The following is a 16,845-nucleotide window of genomic DNA, read 5'->3' on the forward strand; positions in this document are numbered from 1 at the left end:
TGAGAGTAGGATTACTGGCGCCGGCCCAACAAACGCCTGCTGCGTGCCGGTGGCGCCATTTCCATGACCTTGGTCTGCAGGAAATCCATGATTTCCTTCTGATCCCCAAATCCGGATAGCGTTTCAAACGGGATTGCCCTTCCAGCGCGCGCCGTCATCACGGATCCGAGGATACGGCGGAATTCGCGCACAAGCAGCGCCAGGCGAAGGGTCAGAGAGTATTTGCTGACCAGGTGGAACAGCCAGGAGTTCTGTCCGTCGAAATAAAGCGGCAGAACGGTTGCTCTTGAAGAGCGGATCATCTTGGCGGTGAAGGTCTTCCACGGCAGTTCTTCGGCCCGCCCGAACGGCTTGGCGGCCGTTGCCACCCCCCCACCCGGAAACACGATGATCGTCGTGCCTTCCTGCAAGAGACGCAGAGCCTCCTTGCGGGTGGCCATATTGGTCTTGAGAGCTTCCTTGGTTTCCTCGAAATCAACCGGCAGAGAAAACGGCCGGACCTCGGGCACCTTCAGCAGTTCGTTGTTGATCAGGATCTTGAATGGACGGCCAAGCTTTTCCGCAAGCGCCAGGATCGCAAGTCCGTCGCCGATGCCATAGGGATGGTTGGCGATAAGAACCAGAGGACCTTCGGGGAGGTCTTTTGGCGGCCATTCGCCATCGGCGACCGAAACGTTGAGGTTGATCAGGCCAAGAAGGTCGTTCCAGATGTAGTCGGACGTCCCGACCATCGTCTCCTTCCACACCTCATAGATGCTCACCAGCTTCCGGCGGCCGGAAAGTCCTTCGATGGTGCGGATGGTCCAGCGCTTCAGCGGTGGATGCTGAGGATTGGCGTAACTGAATTCAGCGTAGTTCACGGCAGTCGTCTTGACCCTGATGAAACGGTAGCAAATCCGGAACCCAATACCAGACATCCTGTTTCATGATTGTGACAGCACATTGCCCTGATGCCAGGGCAATGTGCAAGCTGTCAGATTTTCCCTTAAGGCCAGGGAAAACCTTACTTCAGGTCCGGCGGCGTCGCTTCTTCGACGAACGCTGCAATCGCCTCGTCGAGGCCCATCGGGGTCTGGTCCTTGGACCCCAGACGGCGCACGTTCACGGTCCGCTCTTCGGCTTCACGCATGCCGCACACGATGATCACCGGAACCTTGGCCAGCGAATGTTCGCGGACCTTGTAGTTGATCTTCTCGTTGCGGAAATCGGTCTCGACCTTGAGACCTTTTGCCTTGAGCAGATCCGCCACTTCCTGGCCGTAGTCATCGGCTTCCGAGGTGATCGTCGCGACCACGATCTGGAGCGGGGCAAACCACAGCGGGAAATGTCCGGCAAAGTTCTCGATCAGGATGCCGAGGAAGCGTTCCATGGAACCGCAGATCGCGCGGTGGATCATCACCGGCGTCTTCTTCTCGCCGTCCTTGTCGACATAGAAGGCCCCAAAGCGTTCCGGCAGGTTGAAGTCGACCTGCGTCGTGCCGCACTGCCATTCACGGCCGATGGCATCGCGCAGGGTGTATTCGAACTTCGGACCATAGAAAGCGCCCTCGCCCGGCAGGATGTCGGTTTTCACCCGGCCACCCGACTGGGCTTCGATCTGCTTCAGAACGTCGGACATGATCGCTTCGGCATGATCCCACGCAGCATCGGTGCCGACGCGCTTTTCCGGGCGGGTGGACAGTTTCACCACGATCTCGTCAAAGCCGAAGTCTTCATAGACCGACAGGATCAGGTCGTTGATCTTCAGGCACTCGTCCGCCATCTGCTCTTCGGTACAGAACACATGGGCATCGTCCTGCGTAAAGCCGCGCACGCGCATCAGACCATGAAGCGCACCCGACGGTTCGTAGCGGTGCACCATGCCGAACTCGGCAAGGCGCATCGGCAGATCGCGGTAGCTCTTCAGGCCATGCTTGAAGATCTGCACATGGCCGGGGCAGTTCATCGGCTTCAACGCGAAAACGCGCTCGTCCTCGGCTTCCGGATCGGCACACTGCACGGAGAACATATTCTCCTTGTACCAGGTCCAGTGACCGGATGTTTCCCAAAGCGACGTGTGCAGCACCTGCGGCGCGTTCACTTCCTTGTAGGTGTCCTTCAGAACCCGGCGCTTGTAGGCGATCAGGCTCTGGAACATGTCCCAGCCCTTCGGGTGCCAGAAGACAACGCCCGGGCCTTCTTCCTGGAAGTGGAACAGGTCCATTTCCCGACCCAGCTTGCGGTGGTCGCGCTTCTCGGCCTCTTCCAGCATGTGAAGGTAGGCCTTGAGCTCCTTCTCGCTGTGCCAGGCTGTTGCATAGATGCGCGTCAGCATTTCGTTGTTGCTGTCGCCGCGCCAGTATGCGCCGGCCACCTTCATCAATTTGAAGGCATCGCCGATCTGCCGGGTAGAGACCATATGCGGGCCCCGGCACAGGTCCAGCCACTGGCCCTGCTTGTAGATCTTCAGTTCCTGATCTTCCGGAATGGCGTCGACCAGCTCGACCTTGTAGGTTTCGCCCTTGGCTGCGAAATAGCGTTTGGCTTCGTCGCGGCTCCACACTTCCTTGGTGAACTGCGCACCGCGGCCGATAATCTCGCGCATCTTCTTTTCGATGACCGGCAGCTCTTCCGGCGTGAACGGCCAGTCGGCGCCCGTGTCCGGGTGAACGCGCTTGAAGTCATAGTAGAAGCCGTTTTCGATCACCGGACCGATGGTCACCTGGGTACCGGGCCACAGTTCCTGCACGGCTTCGGCCATGACGTGGGCCGCATCGTGGCGGATCAGTTCCAGGGCGCGCGGGTCGTCGCGGGTGACGATCTCGATCTGGTGATTGCCGCTGATCGGGTCGGTGAGATCTTTCAGTTCCCCGTCGAGGGCCATCGCCACGGCCTTTTTTGCCAGCGATTTGGAAATGCCTTCGGCGACGGCGAGGCCTGTGGTGCCTGGCTCGTATTCGCGCACGGAATTGTCGGGGAAAGTAAGTTCAATCATCGGTTTTCTCCTGCTCACTCCTGCAGACAAGGCAGGTAAGCTGTTCAAAGGAAATGGAACGGGCCGGGCATACGGGATTCAAACTAATCCGGCAACCTTTTCCGAAGCATTTCCCTTGAATTGGCACCCGGTGTTGCCCTAGCGCGCCTCCAGGCGGCGCACGAACCAGCGGATAAGCTGATCCCAGACAGCGTCCTTTTCGGCCAGATCCTCGACCCCGTGGTCAAGATTGGGATTGTCGTTGATCTCGATGACCACCACCCGCTCGCCAATCACCTTCAGGTCGACACCATAAAGACCGTCACCGATCAGGCGGGCCGCACGAACCGCGATATCGATCACCGCCGGTGGCGTTTCGGCCATGGAAACCGTCTTGAACCCGCCTTCAACGGCTTTCTTGCCAGTCTCGTGCCGCACGATCTGCCAGTGTTTCTTGGCCATGAGATACTGGCAGGCAAACAGCGGTTCGCCGTCCAGCACACCAATGCGCCAGTCAAAATCCGTCGGGCAATATTCCTGGGCAAGCAAAATGGCGCTTTCCTGGAAAAGCTCTTTCAGCTTCTCCTTGATGGGCTCGGCGCCCGTCACACGGAACACGCCACGGCTGAAGGAGCCGTCAGGGATCTTGAGGACAATCGGCGAGCCGAGCTTGGCTTCAAGATCGCCGGCCTCTTTCAGAGACGACAGCACGATGGTCTTGGGCGTCGCGATGCCGTGGCTTGCCAGAAGCTCGGTCAGATAGACCTTGTTGGTACAACGGATCATCGACACCGGATCATCGATCACCGGCATGCCTTCCTGCACGGCGCGCCGGGCAAAACGGTAGGTGTGATTGTCGATGTTGGTGGTCTCGCGAATGAACAGGGCATCGTATTGCGCAAGTTTGTCGAGATCCCCCTTGCCGATCGGCACGACTTCAACCCCGTGGCGCGCGGCCACCTTGGCCATATGCTTCAGCGAGGCGATGGAAGACGGCGGCAGTTCTTCCTTGGGGTCGGACAGAACAGCCATCGAATATTTCATCAAGGCACGCTGTTTCGGCGCCCGCCAGGGACGTGTCGTATAAGTTTCGACCGCTGCCAGAAACTGCGCGCGTTCATCGGCTTCAAGATCGTTCACCGCCAGCACGCGGATGCGCTTGATGCTGCGCCATTCGCCCTCTTCCAGCAGAACCTCCAGCACCGGCGCGCGGAACCAGTCGAACAGCAGCCGGGCGAACGGTTCAAGCGTGGGATCGCCAACCTGGCCGAGATAGATCAACAACCGCGAGACCGCACCAGCAGCTTCCGGTGTCATCTTGCGCAGGCAGCGGTTCAGCCGGTCTTCAAGTTCCGGCAAGGCATGCTGGTAGAGCTGCTTGCGGGACAGTTCGATCATGGTCTCGACAACCGGCACCACCCGGTGCTGACGCGCTTCAGCCAGAAGCGACGCGTAATAGCCAGCGCCCTGATAGGCATAGGATCGCGCCAGGTTGAGGATGGTCGGCTTGGCTCCGGTGAACAGTTTCGGGTGCGTCAGATACTCCCGGACGGTCATGACCTTGTGCGGCGTTTCCGTGTTGGAGAGGTCTTTGAGGTTGTCGACCAGAATGACCCAGGAAGACATTGGATCAGGCGTCCTTTCGTATAAGGATTTGGGCACGTACCGCGCTGCGGCCCCAGCGGGCCATACGGTCGAATTCGGCAAAGGGAATGGGAAGATTGGCGGCATCCGCCGGACTTTCATGGCGCTCACGCTCCAGCCAGGGATCATGGATGATCAGGTGGCGGTCGTCCGCGTCATGTACAAGCACCCAGTGGGGAACTTTCTGGCCGAACATGCGGTAGCCGGAGATGAGCACGATCGCGAGCGTTCCCTGAGCAATCTCGGCTGCAAGAGCGGTTGCTTCCAGGGGATGTTCCGACCGGGCAACACCAAGCTGCTCGGCTTCCGACCGGTATCCTTCCTGAACCAGCGTCAGCACCTTCCGCTTTTCCGGGTTACGAACGGAGTTGAGAAATAGGAGTTCGTCGGGAAACAGCCGGACCTCGACCGAAAGCCCGCGCCGTGCAAGCGCATTGGCCAGGCCGAACGGGCCGCAGCCGCCATGACCCGAGGCGAGATAGATCGTCGTTGCCTCCCGCCAAAGTGTAAGCTCGGTCAAGGGTTCTGCCGGAACCGATCGATCGAAATGCCGGGCCGCCATCAGCGCACAGGCCGGACCGCAGGTGAATTCTGTCGTCTGCGAGTAATAAGGCGCGTTACCAGTGCCCAGCACTGGGCCATGCAGCAGCTTTTCCATCCGCAGCGCCGCGCAGCCGTCCTCGTAGTAGGCCTCGACCCTGCCCAGCAGGCGGTAGCCGCTGCGCCGGTAAAGCGCGATGGCAGCCTCATTGTCCGCGCGCACTTCAAGCCGCAGCACAATGCGCTCGCTATCGAAGGCGGCAACCTCGGAGGCTTCCAGCAGCTTTGCTCCTAGCCCCTGCCCCCGGCAGGCGGGATCGACAGCAAGCGAATAAAGCCTGGCCAAGGCGGTGCCCTGTCGCAAGAGCAACAAGGCGTAACCGACCAGACCGTTAGGCCCAGTTGCCACCAGAAGGCGTGCGCGCGTGCTCTCCAGAAAGCGTTTGAAGCTTCGCCGGGAAATGCGATCCCCGGCAAAGGCGGCGTTTTCAATGCGGAACAGCTCGGCTAGATCGCCAGGCTCGGCAATGCGAATGAAAAGATCCCCGGTTTCGGCCTGGGGCGAAGCCTTGTCCATGGCGCCTGTAAAGACCCAAAGGCCGGTGTGCCGCGCCCGGTCTCCATCCAACATTGGCGACGGTCCTGAGGCAGTTTGAAGGCTGCGCGGACCGGTCGGCGGCCTTTGCGGAATACACCGATTTGCAGGTGCTGTCTTTGAGAATTTTCGTCGCGGCAACACATTTTGCGTTCAGGCCATAACGGCTTGAAAATGCAGGCCTCGGCCCGCCTTGCGGGCCGCTGCAGAAATCATCCTTGCGGCAATGGGCATGACCTTCGGCTGGCGGTTGCTTCGGCGCAAGATCCCCGCCTCCCCATCATAAGGCCGAGGCTGCCTTCGCCCGGTCTTTTCCGGCCTTTGAAAGCGCAGCATCGCGGAGCTGTTTGGCAACTGCTTCCGCGCCACCGCGCGTTTCCCGGATCATTGCCAGATCTTCCTCTTCGCTCCTGTTCATCGGCGCGATGGCAAGATCGGAATAAGTCCGCCTGTCGGGCGATGCCTTGACCTTCCGGTAGATCCGGTAAACCCGCCAGACGGCCGACAGATAGGCCCAATGTTTGGAGACGATTTCCGCAAGATAGCGCGGATAGAACACCAGCGGATTTTCAAGCGGCATGCCCCCGCGTCGGTCCGTGCGGAATTTCAGGCGGAAGTAACCGCCTTCCAGCGGATGAACGCCCTCGCATTCGACCATCAGCTTGAACCACATCATCAGGAACAATTTGTTGCCCGGTCTTCCCTTGCGGTGCGCGGCGGCCCGGCGCAGTACCGTTTCGATGTGACCATCGGAATAGTAACTTGCCCAGGCTTGCCGGTAGGCCTCCTCCCAATCCTCATCGCTCATTTTCGGATGATGGCTCACACGGTGATTGAGATCGTATTTGTTGAGATCGGGATCCATCCAGATGCCTTTGCTCAAAAGCACCTTGTGATCTTCAGACCCGGGAAGCGGCGTCAGATAGAAGAACTCGAGCAGATCGAGCGGAAGTTCCTTCTTGATGATCTCGACATCGTGCAGGACCGACTCTTTGGTATCAGCCGGAAAACCGATGATGTAACCGGCATAGGTGGTTGCCCCGTGGGCCCGCCACTTCTGCAGCATCTCCCGGTATTCAGTAATCTTGTTCTGCCGTTTCTTTGCGGCCAGCAGGTTGTCCGGATTGATGTTTTCCAGACCGATGAAGACCCGGTTGACCCCGGCCCGCGTCGCCTTCTCGATGAAACCGTCAATCCGGTGGCAGAGCGTGTCCACCTGGATGATGAACTTGATGTCGAAGTTCTCCTGCTCCCTCAACTGGATCAGCCGGTCGAACAGCGGTTCCCATTCTCGATTTCGGGCAAAATTGTCGTCGGTGATGAAGAAGCGGTCGATGCCCTGCGCGACGTTGTCGCGAATGATCTGCTCCAGATCGTCTGCTGATCGAAACCGGCTTTTACGGCCCTGCACGTTGATGATCGTGCAGAAGGAACACTGGAAGGGGCAGCCACGGCCGAGATCGAAGCTGGAATGCGATCCGGCCGTGAAGCGGATGTGCTGGGAAGGAAGGATCGGTGTCGGCTCTCCCTCAAGCGAGGGCAAGTCCGCCATGAAGTTGTAGAGCGGCTTCAAATCACCGGAAAAGGCATCGCGGAAAACATCGTCCAATCGCCCATCCTCGGCCTCTCCGGCAAAATAGACGACACCTTCCTTTTGCAACCGAACCATCTCATCCGGCATTTCATCGAGCATGGAGATGCAGCCGGAGACATGAAACCCGCCGATGGCAACCGGAAGGCCTTTCTTCAGGAAAATACGGGCAAGGTCGCCGGCACGCGGAAACTGGTTTGACTGAACCCCGACCAGCGCAATTAGCGCAGATCCTCCTGCTTTTCGGATATCCCGGGCGATCTTTGCCGGACGAACCCGATTGTTGGTTTCATCGTAGGTGTGAAGATGGATGCGGACATCCTTTCCAAGCACCTGACGGTTCCGCGCGGCTTCTGCCAGTCCATTCAAACTGGCAAGAGTGTTTGAGGGGATTGCAGAACGAAGCCACTGGATCGGGTAACCATCGTCGTCGTAATGAGTTGGCTTGATCATTACGAAATGGAAGTCGCGTCCGCTCATTCTTCCCTCCGCCTTCTGGCATGAGAAGCAAGCGTCGCATTGACCTGACGTTAGGTCAACATCTGGTTAATCCGCCGCTCAGTCCAGACGATGTTCCGGCGGGATGTGCCTGCCGGTCCAATGACCGTAACGCCAGGGCAAGAACCAGCGCGCATCCGGCGGCAAGGTGTCCGGAACCGGATCGAAACCGGAAGCCCCCCAGGGATTGCATCTGAGAACCCGAGACAGGCCGATCCACCCCCCCGCCCAGAAGCCGAAGCGGCGGATGGACTGCTCGGTATAGTCCGAGCAGGTCGGCGCATAACGGCAAGTCCGCCCCATGAAAAGCGACAGGGAGTGGCGGTAAAGCCAGATAAGCCCAATCGCTGCATATCCGATTGGTGACAAGCGGCCATCCGGCTTTCGCGGTTCGTTATGGAGAGAACACATGGAACGCCGAACCGCGGTCACGCGACCGCACTGTCTTCCTTGGCTTTCGCCTCGATCTGGTCGAGCGCATCGACAACGGCATCAAAAGTCAAGAGCGTCGAGGCGTGGCGTGCCTTATACTCACGGACCGGCTCCAGAAACTTCAGATCTTCGAAGCGGCCCGTGGGGGCCTCTCCGCCTTCCTTCAGCATGGCGCGCATGGTCTTTTGCACGTCGCGCAATTCGTCCGCGCTCGCGCCGATGATATTCCGGGCCATGATCGAGGAGGATGCCTGTCCGAGAGCGCAGGCTTTGACGTCATGAGCGAAATCAGTGACGACGCCGTCCTTCATGCAAAGATCGACAACAACGGTCGATCCGCAAAGTTTGGAATGGGCTTTTGCGCTTGCGTCCGGATGCTCGAGACGGCCGATCCGCGGGATATTTCCGGCGAATTCAAGGATCTTCGCGTTATAAATGTCGTCGAGCATAACTCGCCTCTTCGTGAATGCCTGTGATGCGCGACACATTGATGGCGCACTGCTTTCATATATATACATCAGACGCCACGGCAAATTCGCAAGGGGCAGAGTGGTCGCAGTTGGTCTTCCGCATGACGTATGCAAGCTAGAAACCGGCTCCTCCCGCTCAGAAACTGTGCGTTCGCTTTTTGCCTGGAGTATGATAAGGGTCCGCGGCTTGAAAAGCCCGAACCATCTGATCTGTGCACCAGCGGGCGCCGTATGACGAGTGACAAGGGTAAAATTGCGAGGATTCCCATGGACGCTGTCCTCAAGCCGGTAGAAAAAACCTTCGAAAGAAAGTCACCGGATCAGTTGCATCGGCCAAGCCGTGAAGAAGCTGAAGCTGCCGTGCGCACGCTTCTGGCCTGGACCGGCGATGACCCGGACCGCGAAGGTCTGGTGGAAACACCGAAGCGCGTGGTCAAGGCACTGAGCCAGCTTTACAGCGGTTACTACGAAGATCCGGCCGAGCATCTTGCAAGGACGTTCGAAGATGTTGGCGGCTACAAGGATATCGTCCTTGTGCGCGGCATCCCGTTCCATTCCCATTGCGAACACCACATGTTGCCTTTCATCGGCGAGGCGCATATCGCCTATTATCCGGCAGAAGGCGTCGTTGGTCTTTCCAAACTGGCACGCGTTGTCGACATCTATGCCAAGCGTCTGCAAACGCAGGAAAACTTGACTGCGCAGATCGCATCGGTCATTGACGATGCGCTGGCCCCGCGTGGCCTGGCCGTGATGCTGGAAGCCGAACACCAGTGCATGACCATGCGCGGTGTTCAGAAACCAGGTGTCTCGACGATCACCACCCAGTTCACCGGCGTTTTCCAGGACGATCCTGCCGAGCAGGCGAAATTCATGTCTCTGGTGCGCGGCAAGGGCCTCTGACGTTCCAGCCCTTGCGTTTACGAAAGACGGCAAGGGCTTACCTCCCATGTGCAACACTCACCTGACTGAACGCGGCGACAAGGAAACGGTCGAAAACGGCGATCTGATGATGCCGAAATTCGACCGGGATGGCCTGATCGTGGCTGTCGTCACCGATGTGGCGTCAGGCGAAGTGCTGATGGTGGGCTACATGAACGCCGAAGCCCTGAAGCGCACAATCGAAACCGGAGAAGCCTGGTACTGGAGCCGCTCGCGGCAAAGTTACTGGAAAAAGGGCGAGACCTCCGGCCAGATCCAGACCGTGCACGAGATCCTGACCGATTGCGATCAGGATGCCCTTGTGCTGAAGGTCTCGGTTGCCGGAAATGGCGCCACCTGCCACGTGGGCTACCGGTCCTGTTTTTACAGAAAAACCGTCAAAAGTGACGACGGCGCCGTGCATCTGGAGCGCGTTGAAACCGAACGGGTTTATGATCCCGACGAGGTTTACGGCAAGAGTTGAGACAGGTCCCGCCCCTGCCAGTGATCATAAACAAATTCTCAGGCGATCATCCCGGCGGCGTCTCGTGCGCGCCGGGATGTCATTGTTCGCAGGCTGCTTTGCTCAAGCCATCGTGATGTAGCTGCGCATCTGCTCTGCTTCGAGCTCAACCTGCGCTATCTTGAATTTCACGACATCACCGATGGAGATCACGCCGGTCAGTTTGCCGTCTTTCAAAACGGGCATGTGGCGGAATCTGCCCTGCGTCATCTGGGCCATCACTTCGTTGATGTTGTTCTCTTCGGTGCAGGTGACAACGGTCTTGGTCATGACACTGGAGACCGGCGTTTTCAGTGCAGACACGCCTTGTGTTCCGATGACACGAACGATGTCCCGCTCTGAGACAATGCCGTTCACGGCACCTTCATCGTCGGAGACAACCACGGCACCGATCTTGTGTTTTGCCAGGGTTTCACAAATTTCGCTGAGCAACGCGTCGCTGCGCGCTGTGATAATATCGTGGCCTTTCCCACTTAGGATTGCGGCTACGGTCATTCAATCACCTCCCATGGCATCAATCGGTCCGTTTTACCGGACCAGATCAACCGACGCTCAATCGGAAGCGATCAAACGTCTACAGTTGATCGACCTGAATGCAGTCTTCCAGCCGATCTCCGCAAAGCGTTGTTCCGGCTGCTCGACCACTTTCGCACCGACTGGGGCTGAACGTCCATCCGAATCCGGCGGGTCGCTCTCCAGTCTCGAAGGTATCATGGCAAAAAAATCAGTCCGCGCAAACTGTTGACGTTACGTCTTGAAGCCAGTTGCGCCTGACCTCAGGAATTCCGCCGCTGCGGCACCGGGTCAAAGAAGGGAAACAGGGCAAGGCCGGCGACGAACCCGCCGATATGGGCTTGCCAGGCAACACTGGCCGGTTGCCCCGCGACGGGACCGCTCATCAGGCCGAAGAACAGGTTGAGCCCGAACCACACCGCGACGAAGACAAGAACCTGCTGATTACGCAGGCATTCCGCCAGGGGCTGAGCGGAAACGAAATAGGCGGTCGGATCGTTGCTGCGGATTGCCCCCAGCGGTCCCCCGCGCTCGAACACGAAGCGGATGGCGGCCGCCATCTGGCCGGATATGGCAGCCGAAGCACCAATCATGGGTGCCCCCTCGCCCCAATGGGTGGCCAGGTGTGCGAGGGCCCCGCCAACCGAACAGGCGGCCGAAAACACCAGAAAGCGCCCAACGCCGAACCGTCTGGCGACAGCACTGCCGAAAATCGCCATCCAGAGCAGGTTGAAAATAATATGCATGGCCCCGCCATGCAGCAGGCTGTAAGTGACAAAGGCCCAGAGACTGGAGACGAGATCCAGCGGCTGCAGACTGCTGAAATAGGCGTATTTCACCGGCCAGAACGCGAACAGTTCGATGATCAGATTGGAAATATTCACCGGCAGGATCATTTCCCGCAGAACATGGATTGCAATCAGGATACCGCCAAGCCAGACAATGATATTGGGCAGATTGAAGACAGGAGGACCGGATGGCCGTTGGGGACGTTGTTCCTTCTGGGCTTTCTCACGCCGGGCGCGTTCTTCATCGATGCGGTAAACGTTCATGGACCCTCTGCCTTTCGTGTCTTTCTTCTAAGCCAGATCGAAGACAAAACAAGAGCGGTTCGACCGCCCGATGCCGAGAAACCGGGTTTTGGTGAATTTGATTTGCCAGTTCCCCTCCACCAGAAACCTGAAAATACAAAGCGCCGGCCACCCGAAAAGGTGACCAGCGCTTTGCGATGCCCCCCGAAAACCGGTCGCGTCCCCACGACGCCCGTTCAGGACAGTTGCTCACTTCGGCCGGCGCTTGTTTTACCGAGGCAGCTCTTGGCGGCTGTACCTATCGGCCCGCGGCCTGGCCCGCAACATCAGGTTCCTCCCACCCGCTGTCTATGTGAACTGATTATTAAGCTGCCAGCCTAAATGCAGCAAAACAAGCTTTACTGAAAATTAACCTTAATTCCTGGCCACCTACGGACTTTCGAGCCTCCGGACACTTGGCACGCCCCCTGCTTTGTAGAGGTCAAAAACCAACAGGGAAGCAATTTCGTCCCGTTTTGGAACAGGCAGTGTCTTGAGACGAAACACCGGGCGCAAGAATGGCAAAGAGGCGAACCAGATGAAACACGGCGTAACGCAAACTCTTTACAACTACTGGGACAATCTTCGCGGCGCACGCCCCGCGCCGAACCGCAGCGAAGTCGATCCGGGTGAAATCCGTGGCCTTCTCGGTGACACCTTCATTCTTGAAACGAACGGCCCCAGGGACGTGCGCTACCGTCTTGCCGGCACGCGTCTGTGTTCCGCCCATTGCCGGGAACTCAAGGGCCGCAACTTCCTGCGCGGCTGGAGCGTGAAAGACCGTGAGGCGCTGGAAAGCCTGCTGGCCGCCATCACAGAAGATGCAGCCGCCGCCGTGATCGGCATCAATGGCCACACGGAACGGGGACAGATCCTGCAAATGGAAATGTTGCTGGTTCCGCTGAACGTTCCCGGCGAAGGCAGGATCCGGGTGCTGGGCAGTTGCACCCCGATGGAAAAGCCTTACTGGATCGGCCTGCATCCCATTTTGAGCCAGTCCATCAGCAGCCTTCGTCTGGTCTGGCCTGACGAGCGCCCCTACTTCATGGATTCCCCGGCAGCGACGCTCAATCCGATCCTGCCGCGCTTCACGGCCGAGGGTCTCGCCATGCCGACCCCGCCCCTGCCGAACGGTGCGGAGCGCAAGGTCGGGCATCTGACTGTCTATTCCGGCGGAAAGTCCTGATCCGGACCACATATCCGGTTCAGTGGTTTCCCTGTTTGCACAAAGATATCGGGCCGGCTGAGAATCAGCTGGCCCGATATCTTTTGCTCCCAGTCAAATTGCGGTCCTCTCAGCCTGAAATAAGTAGGCCCTTCCGGATTTTTACTCCCGATTTCTTTTCGATTGAGGCCGGAAACATCCTGAAACACCGGCATAGCGGCGACGCCCGCATTTTTATCGATCCCAAGTCTGGACCTGAGCCCCTTCTGAGCTACACTCTTACACATCGTTAACCCCAGCTACCTAAAGTGATTTGGCAGACGTCTTTTGAATCGCATCTCAGCCGGGGAAAATGCGATTTGCGCATCGTTTTGGATAGAATGGGCATGAGCGCCGGAGTGGCAACAGCAACCGAGGGAAGCAGATCGCTTCAAGTCACTGACCGGCGGCGCCATCAACGTGTCCAGGTCAACATTCTGGGCCGCTTCATGCTGGAAGACCGGCGCGAATATCCCTGTCAGGTTATCGACATGTCGCCAGGCGGCATGGCCATGATCACACCGGTCACCGGCAGGGTCGGTGAGCGCGTGATTGCCTATCTCGACCACCTGAGCCGCGTTGAAGGCACGATTTCCCGCCTGATCGATGGTGGCTTTGCGGTGGAACTGCGGAACACGGTGCGCAAACGCGACAAGATCGCCAATGTTCTCACCTGGCTCGCAAACCGGGACGAACTCAATCTTCCCGAAGACCGGCGCCACGACCGCTTCGTGCCCAAGAACCCGATGACAAAGATGATCTTGCCAGATGGCTCGGAGCATGTCTGCCGGATCATAGATGTGTCCCTGTCCGGTGCCGCTATAGCAACGGACATCTTGCCGGAAATGGGCGACCCTATCACGCTCGGAAAGATGCATGCGCGTGTCATTCGCCGCATCGAAGGCGGTATCGCCGTCGAATTTGCAGCCGTACAGAGTCGCGAATTGCTGGAACACCATATTTCGGCACCCAAGGATAGTTGACAGAACCTTTCCTGCCTGCTGCAAGTGCTCGTATAAGATTTTGACGGACCCGGCTTTGCCGGGTCTTTTCGTTTTCAGACGGTGATGCAGGCCGAAGTTTTCCTTTCCCGGCAGCTGCCTTTCAAAAAAAATCAAAAAACTTTTGCGTTCTTTTCCCGCCCTCGAAGCTTGAAAAAGGGCCTGTTTTAGCCCCGCAACGCGCAATTGAAAGCCTGTTTTCAGCCACCTGACCAACGCTAAAATCTCGATATTACAAGGGCTTCTGAAGGATAGATCAAATTTTATGAAAATTTTCCTCCAACTTGAATTAAAGTAAATTCAAATAACAATAAAAACAAACTCAAACACATATAAAATACAAATAGAGTTTTACTTTGGAGATTTTCTCCAAGTAAAAATCATTCCGTCATCGTTACGTCAGCCTTGGGGAGGGCGTTACGATGAAATTACTTCAAAGAACTGTACTCGCATCTGCAATGTTGCTTTCGTGCACCGTCTTGGGATCGGTTGCACAAGCAGATCCCGGTCGTTTCATGGACATGAGAACGGTTGTCAAACCACCGGTCGGCTATGAACAATTCTGTCGCGACAACACCTGGGCTTGTCAGAACGAAAAGTACGAGCCGGTTGTCGTGAAGCTGGATGAAACCCGCTGGAACGAACTCATTGCCATCAACAAGGAAGTCAACCGCCGGATCCACCCGATGACCGATCAGGATCTCTTCGGCAAGGAAGAGTACTGGACATATCCGGTAAACGGTTATGGCGACTGCGAGGAATACGTCCTTGAGAAACAGCGAGTGCTGATTGAAGCCGGCTGGCCCAAAAGCGCCCTGCTCATCACAGTCGCCAAGGACACCCAGAATTCGGGCCACGCGGTTCTGACGGTCCGTACCGACCACGGCGACATGATCCTCGACAACCAGATCGAGGCAGTCTTGCCCTGGTACTCGACACCCTACCGCTACATCAAACGCCAGTCCGCCAGCTCGCCCGTGCAGTGGACAGGCATCGCCGACACGCGTGTGACCACCGTCAGTAGCGTGTCCAACTAGAATTGGGATTGGTCCGGCATCAAGCCGGCCTCTAGGACGATCCGGTCGCGTCCCCACCCTCCCCATCCCTACCACGACCGGATCCAGGGAACCGGCCCGCCCCCCGCAGGCCGGTTCCCGCCTTTTCAGACCCAGTCAGAAGGGGTGCTCATAGGGGTTGGTTGAAGGGAACAGGTCAGAAGGGATCAGAGCTCCCGCAATCCTGACTTGAAACGGCGCCAGTTGCGCACGTAGCCGTCAGCGGAATTCGCGATTCCGTTCGCCGCTTCCAGCGGCAGTGTCTTCACCACCTTGCCAGGCACACCGACAACGAGTGAATTGTCCGGAATTTCCTTGCCTTCGGCGATCAGTGCATTTGCCCCGATGATGCAGTTGGAGCCGATGACAGCGCCGTTCAGGATCGTCGCCCCCATGCCCACCAGCGAATTGTCCTTGATTGTGCAGCCGTGCAAGATGGCGTTGTGGCCGATCGTGCAATTGGCGCCGATGGTCAGCGGAAAACCCATATCCGTGTGGAAGACACAGCCGTCCTGCACATTCGAACGCATGCCGACGGTAATCGGCTCGTTGTCACCGCGCAGCACCGCGTTGAACCAGACACTTGCAGCTTCGTGAAGAATGATATCGCCGATCAGCGTTGCATTCGGCGCGATCCAGTATTCACCGTTTTCAGGGAAAACGGGTGAACGTCCATCAAGAGCGAAGACCGGCATGAGACCTCAGGTGTAACCAACCATGATCAGGGCGACGTTGATCACCATAACACCGGAACACATGCTCCACATACCGGCAATGGTGGACGATGCGACCAGCCAGCCCAACGGCCGCTTTTCGATCCTGCGTCCACGAATGGCATTGCGCATGATGATGAAGGGTCCGGCGAACACACACAGGAACATGCCTGCGAGGAAAGACAGGATTCCCTCCCCGTCGAAGGCGAACTTCGGCGGTTGTTTCGTGATCAACTGATAGAGGCTACCCAGCACACCCGACGCTACAAATCCGGCGCATGCGATATATCCAACGATTAGAAGATTGAACAGCACGCCCGTTAACCCCTTGTTAACTCTTTCCCGCAGAAAGTGATTAAGAATTCATAAAGGGTCAAGAGCAAAGACTGTGCCGGATCGGCAAATGCGCCAAATCCCTTCATTTGAGCCACCAGGAGCGGCATTGACACCTTCCCCCAGCGGGACACCTGTGCCGTTTCAGGACAGCCTGTCCCAGAACAGTGCACACCAAACCAAGAGACCGAAGTCGTGATACCCGTCTCCTTGCCAGGGCCGATCAGGACAGACCCCCGCCACTTCACCTGGCTGGCTTTGGCGATGTGTGTACTGGGCACGGCTCATATTGCCGGAAAGGTCTACACCTGGTCGTTCGGCTGGCCCGCTGAGGCGGGCGTCAGGCAAGATCAGCCAGTGCGCTTTGCCATCGGACCGACCCGCTTTGAATTGCCGCTCAACCTGATCGCGACTGCCTTTCAGAAACGGCAGGCCCTCGGTAGCGACGCTGAATTCGAAACCCTTCGGCTGAACCTGCAATGGTCCTCCAGTGCAACCGATGGCGGCGACACTGGCTGGACAACTCCGGCGGAAATTCAGGTCGAACTTGAGAGCAACCCCGGCCGGGAAAGCCTGCGGGCAAGGCTCGATCCGTTCTACAGACGCCTGGCCCGCGGTGGCGAGAAGAGAGGCCCCGCAGGCCTGAAGGTGCTGACGCTGTCGGCACGCCGCGCGACCGCGACAGATCTCATCGTCTACGACCCGGCCGTTCAGAACGGCTTTATCGCACGCTGCCGGAAAGAGCCTTCTTCCGGCACGGCCCGCTGCCATCGCGCCATCGTCTTCGCT

General features: G+C 57.9%; 17 protein-coding genes. 6 read left to right on the forward strand and 11 right to left on the reverse strand.

Features of this window, described 5'->3' with window-relative positions:
* Positions 1 to 11: 11 nt before the first annotated feature.
* The 7 genes from SIAM614_RS17550 to SIAM614_RS17580 form a co-directional block, all read right to left on the reverse strand.
* Positions 12 to 917, reverse strand: coding sequence for a lysophospholipid acyltransferase family protein (locus tag SIAM614_RS17550; RefSeq protein ID WP_006936567.1), 906 nt, complete (start codon positions 915 to 917; stop codon positions 12 to 14).
* A gap of 86 nt (positions 918 to 1,003) precedes the next feature.
* Positions 1,004 to 2,974: a threonine--tRNA ligase gene (gene thrS / locus SIAM614_RS17555; protein WP_006936568.1), complete on the reverse strand. Its 1,971-nt coding sequence runs from the start codon at positions 2,972 to 2,974 to the stop codon at positions 1,004 to 1,006.
* Positions 2,975 to 3,112: 138 nt separating this feature from the next.
* Positions 3,113 to 4,579: a RimK family alpha-L-glutamate ligase gene (locus SIAM614_RS17560; RefSeq protein WP_006936569.1), complete on the reverse strand. Its 1,467-nt coding sequence runs from the start codon at positions 4,577 to 4,579 to the stop codon at positions 3,113 to 3,115.
* A 4-nt stretch (positions 4,580 to 4,583) separates the two neighbouring features.
* Positions 4,584 to 5,768, reverse strand: a complete 1,185-nt coding sequence (locus tag SIAM614_RS17565) for a GNAT family N-acetyltransferase/peptidase C39 family protein (protein ID WP_198137344.1) — start codon at positions 5,766 to 5,768, stop codon at positions 4,584 to 4,586.
* A gap of 244 nt (positions 5,769 to 6,012) precedes the next feature.
* The gene (locus SIAM614_RS17570; protein ID WP_006936571.1) at positions 6,013 to 7,803 is read right to left on the reverse strand and encodes a B12-binding domain-containing radical SAM protein; all 1,791 of its coding nucleotides are present in this window, start codon (positions 7,801 to 7,803) and stop codon (positions 6,013 to 6,015) included.
* A gap of 78 nt (positions 7,804 to 7,881) precedes the next feature.
* Positions 7,882 to 8,190, reverse strand: coding sequence for a membrane protein insertion efficiency factor YidD (gene yidD, locus SIAM614_RS17575; protein ID WP_006936572.1), 309 nt, complete (start codon positions 8,188 to 8,190; stop codon positions 7,882 to 7,884).
* Positions 8,191 to 8,249: 59 nt separating this feature from the next.
* A complete protein-coding gene (locus SIAM614_RS17580) occupies positions 8,250 to 8,702 on the reverse strand; it encodes an iron-sulfur cluster assembly scaffold protein (RefSeq protein ID WP_006936573.1) in 453 nt (150 codons plus the stop codon).
* 288 nt (positions 8,703 to 8,990) lie between these two features.
* Here SIAM614_RS17580 and folE point away from each other — a divergent pair, with 288 nt between their 5' ends.
* Entirely contained in the window at positions 8,991 to 9,626 is a 636-nt protein-coding gene (gene folE / locus SIAM614_RS17585; protein WP_006936574.1) for a GTP cyclohydrolase I FolE, read from the forward strand.
* A 46-nt stretch (positions 9,627 to 9,672) separates the two neighbouring features.
* Positions 9,673 to 10,128, forward strand: a complete 456-nt coding sequence (hisI, locus tag SIAM614_RS17590) for a phosphoribosyl-AMP cyclohydrolase (RefSeq protein WP_006936575.1) — start codon at positions 9,673 to 9,675, stop codon at positions 10,126 to 10,128.
* 102 nt (positions 10,129 to 10,230) lie between these two features.
* Here the strand turns inward: hisI and SIAM614_RS17595 are convergent, their stop codons facing one another.
* Positions 10,231 to 10,662: a CBS domain-containing protein gene (locus SIAM614_RS17595; protein ID WP_040440501.1), complete on the reverse strand. Its 432-nt coding sequence runs from the start codon at positions 10,660 to 10,662 to the stop codon at positions 10,231 to 10,233.
* A 281-nt stretch (positions 10,663 to 10,943) separates the two neighbouring features.
* Positions 10,944 to 11,732 (reverse strand): rhomboid family intramembrane serine protease, encoded by a 789-nt coding sequence (locus SIAM614_RS17600; RefSeq protein WP_006936577.1) that lies wholly within the window; start codon positions 11,730 to 11,732, stop codon positions 10,944 to 10,946.
* Positions 11,733 to 12,288: 556 nt separating this feature from the next.
* Here SIAM614_RS17600 and SIAM614_RS17605 point away from each other — a divergent pair.
* The 3 genes from SIAM614_RS17605 (at position 12,289) to SIAM614_RS17620 (ending at position 14,992) form a co-directional block, all read left to right on the forward strand.
* Positions 12,289 to 12,936 (forward strand): PAS domain-containing protein, encoded by a 648-nt coding sequence (locus tag SIAM614_RS17605; protein WP_040440502.1) that lies wholly within the window; start codon positions 12,289 to 12,291, stop codon positions 12,934 to 12,936.
* Positions 12,937 to 13,301: 365 nt separating this feature from the next.
* Positions 13,302 to 13,937, forward strand: a complete 636-nt coding sequence (locus SIAM614_RS17615; protein ID WP_040440541.1) for a PilZ domain-containing protein — start codon at positions 13,302 to 13,304, stop codon at positions 13,935 to 13,937.
* A gap of 533 nt (positions 13,938 to 14,470) precedes the next feature.
* Positions 14,471 to 14,992 (forward strand): transglutaminase-like cysteine peptidase, encoded by a 522-nt coding sequence (locus tag SIAM614_RS17620; RefSeq protein ID WP_006936583.1) that lies wholly within the window; start codon positions 14,471 to 14,473, stop codon positions 14,990 to 14,992.
* Positions 14,993 to 15,177: 185 nt separating this feature from the next.
* On the opposite strand, the gene SIAM614_RS17625 is transcribed toward SIAM614_RS17620, so the two are convergent.
* Together SIAM614_RS17625 and SIAM614_RS17630 are read right to left on the reverse strand one after the other, a co-directional pair.
* Positions 15,178 to 15,705 (reverse strand): gamma carbonic anhydrase family protein, encoded by a 528-nt coding sequence (locus SIAM614_RS17625; protein WP_006936584.1) that lies wholly within the window; start codon positions 15,703 to 15,705, stop codon positions 15,178 to 15,180.
* A 6-nt stretch (positions 15,706 to 15,711) separates the two neighbouring features.
* Positions 15,712 to 16,038, reverse strand: a complete 327-nt coding sequence (locus tag SIAM614_RS17630; RefSeq protein ID WP_006936586.1) for a DUF6949 family protein — start codon at positions 16,036 to 16,038, stop codon at positions 15,712 to 15,714.
* Between the two features lie 282 nt (positions 16,039 to 16,320).
* On the opposite strand from SIAM614_RS17630, the gene SIAM614_RS17635 reads away from it, so the two are divergent.
* Positions 16,321 to 16,845 (forward strand): hypothetical protein (locus SIAM614_RS17635; RefSeq protein ID WP_006936587.1); only part of this gene is annotated, 525 nt, incomplete at its 3' end.

Origin of the sequence: Roseibium aggregatum IAM 12614, from assembly GCF_000168975.1 — a bacterium.
In the GTDB taxonomy this organism is placed as follows: Bacteria; Pseudomonadota; Alphaproteobacteria; order Rhizobiales; family Stappiaceae; genus Roseibium; species Roseibium aggregatum.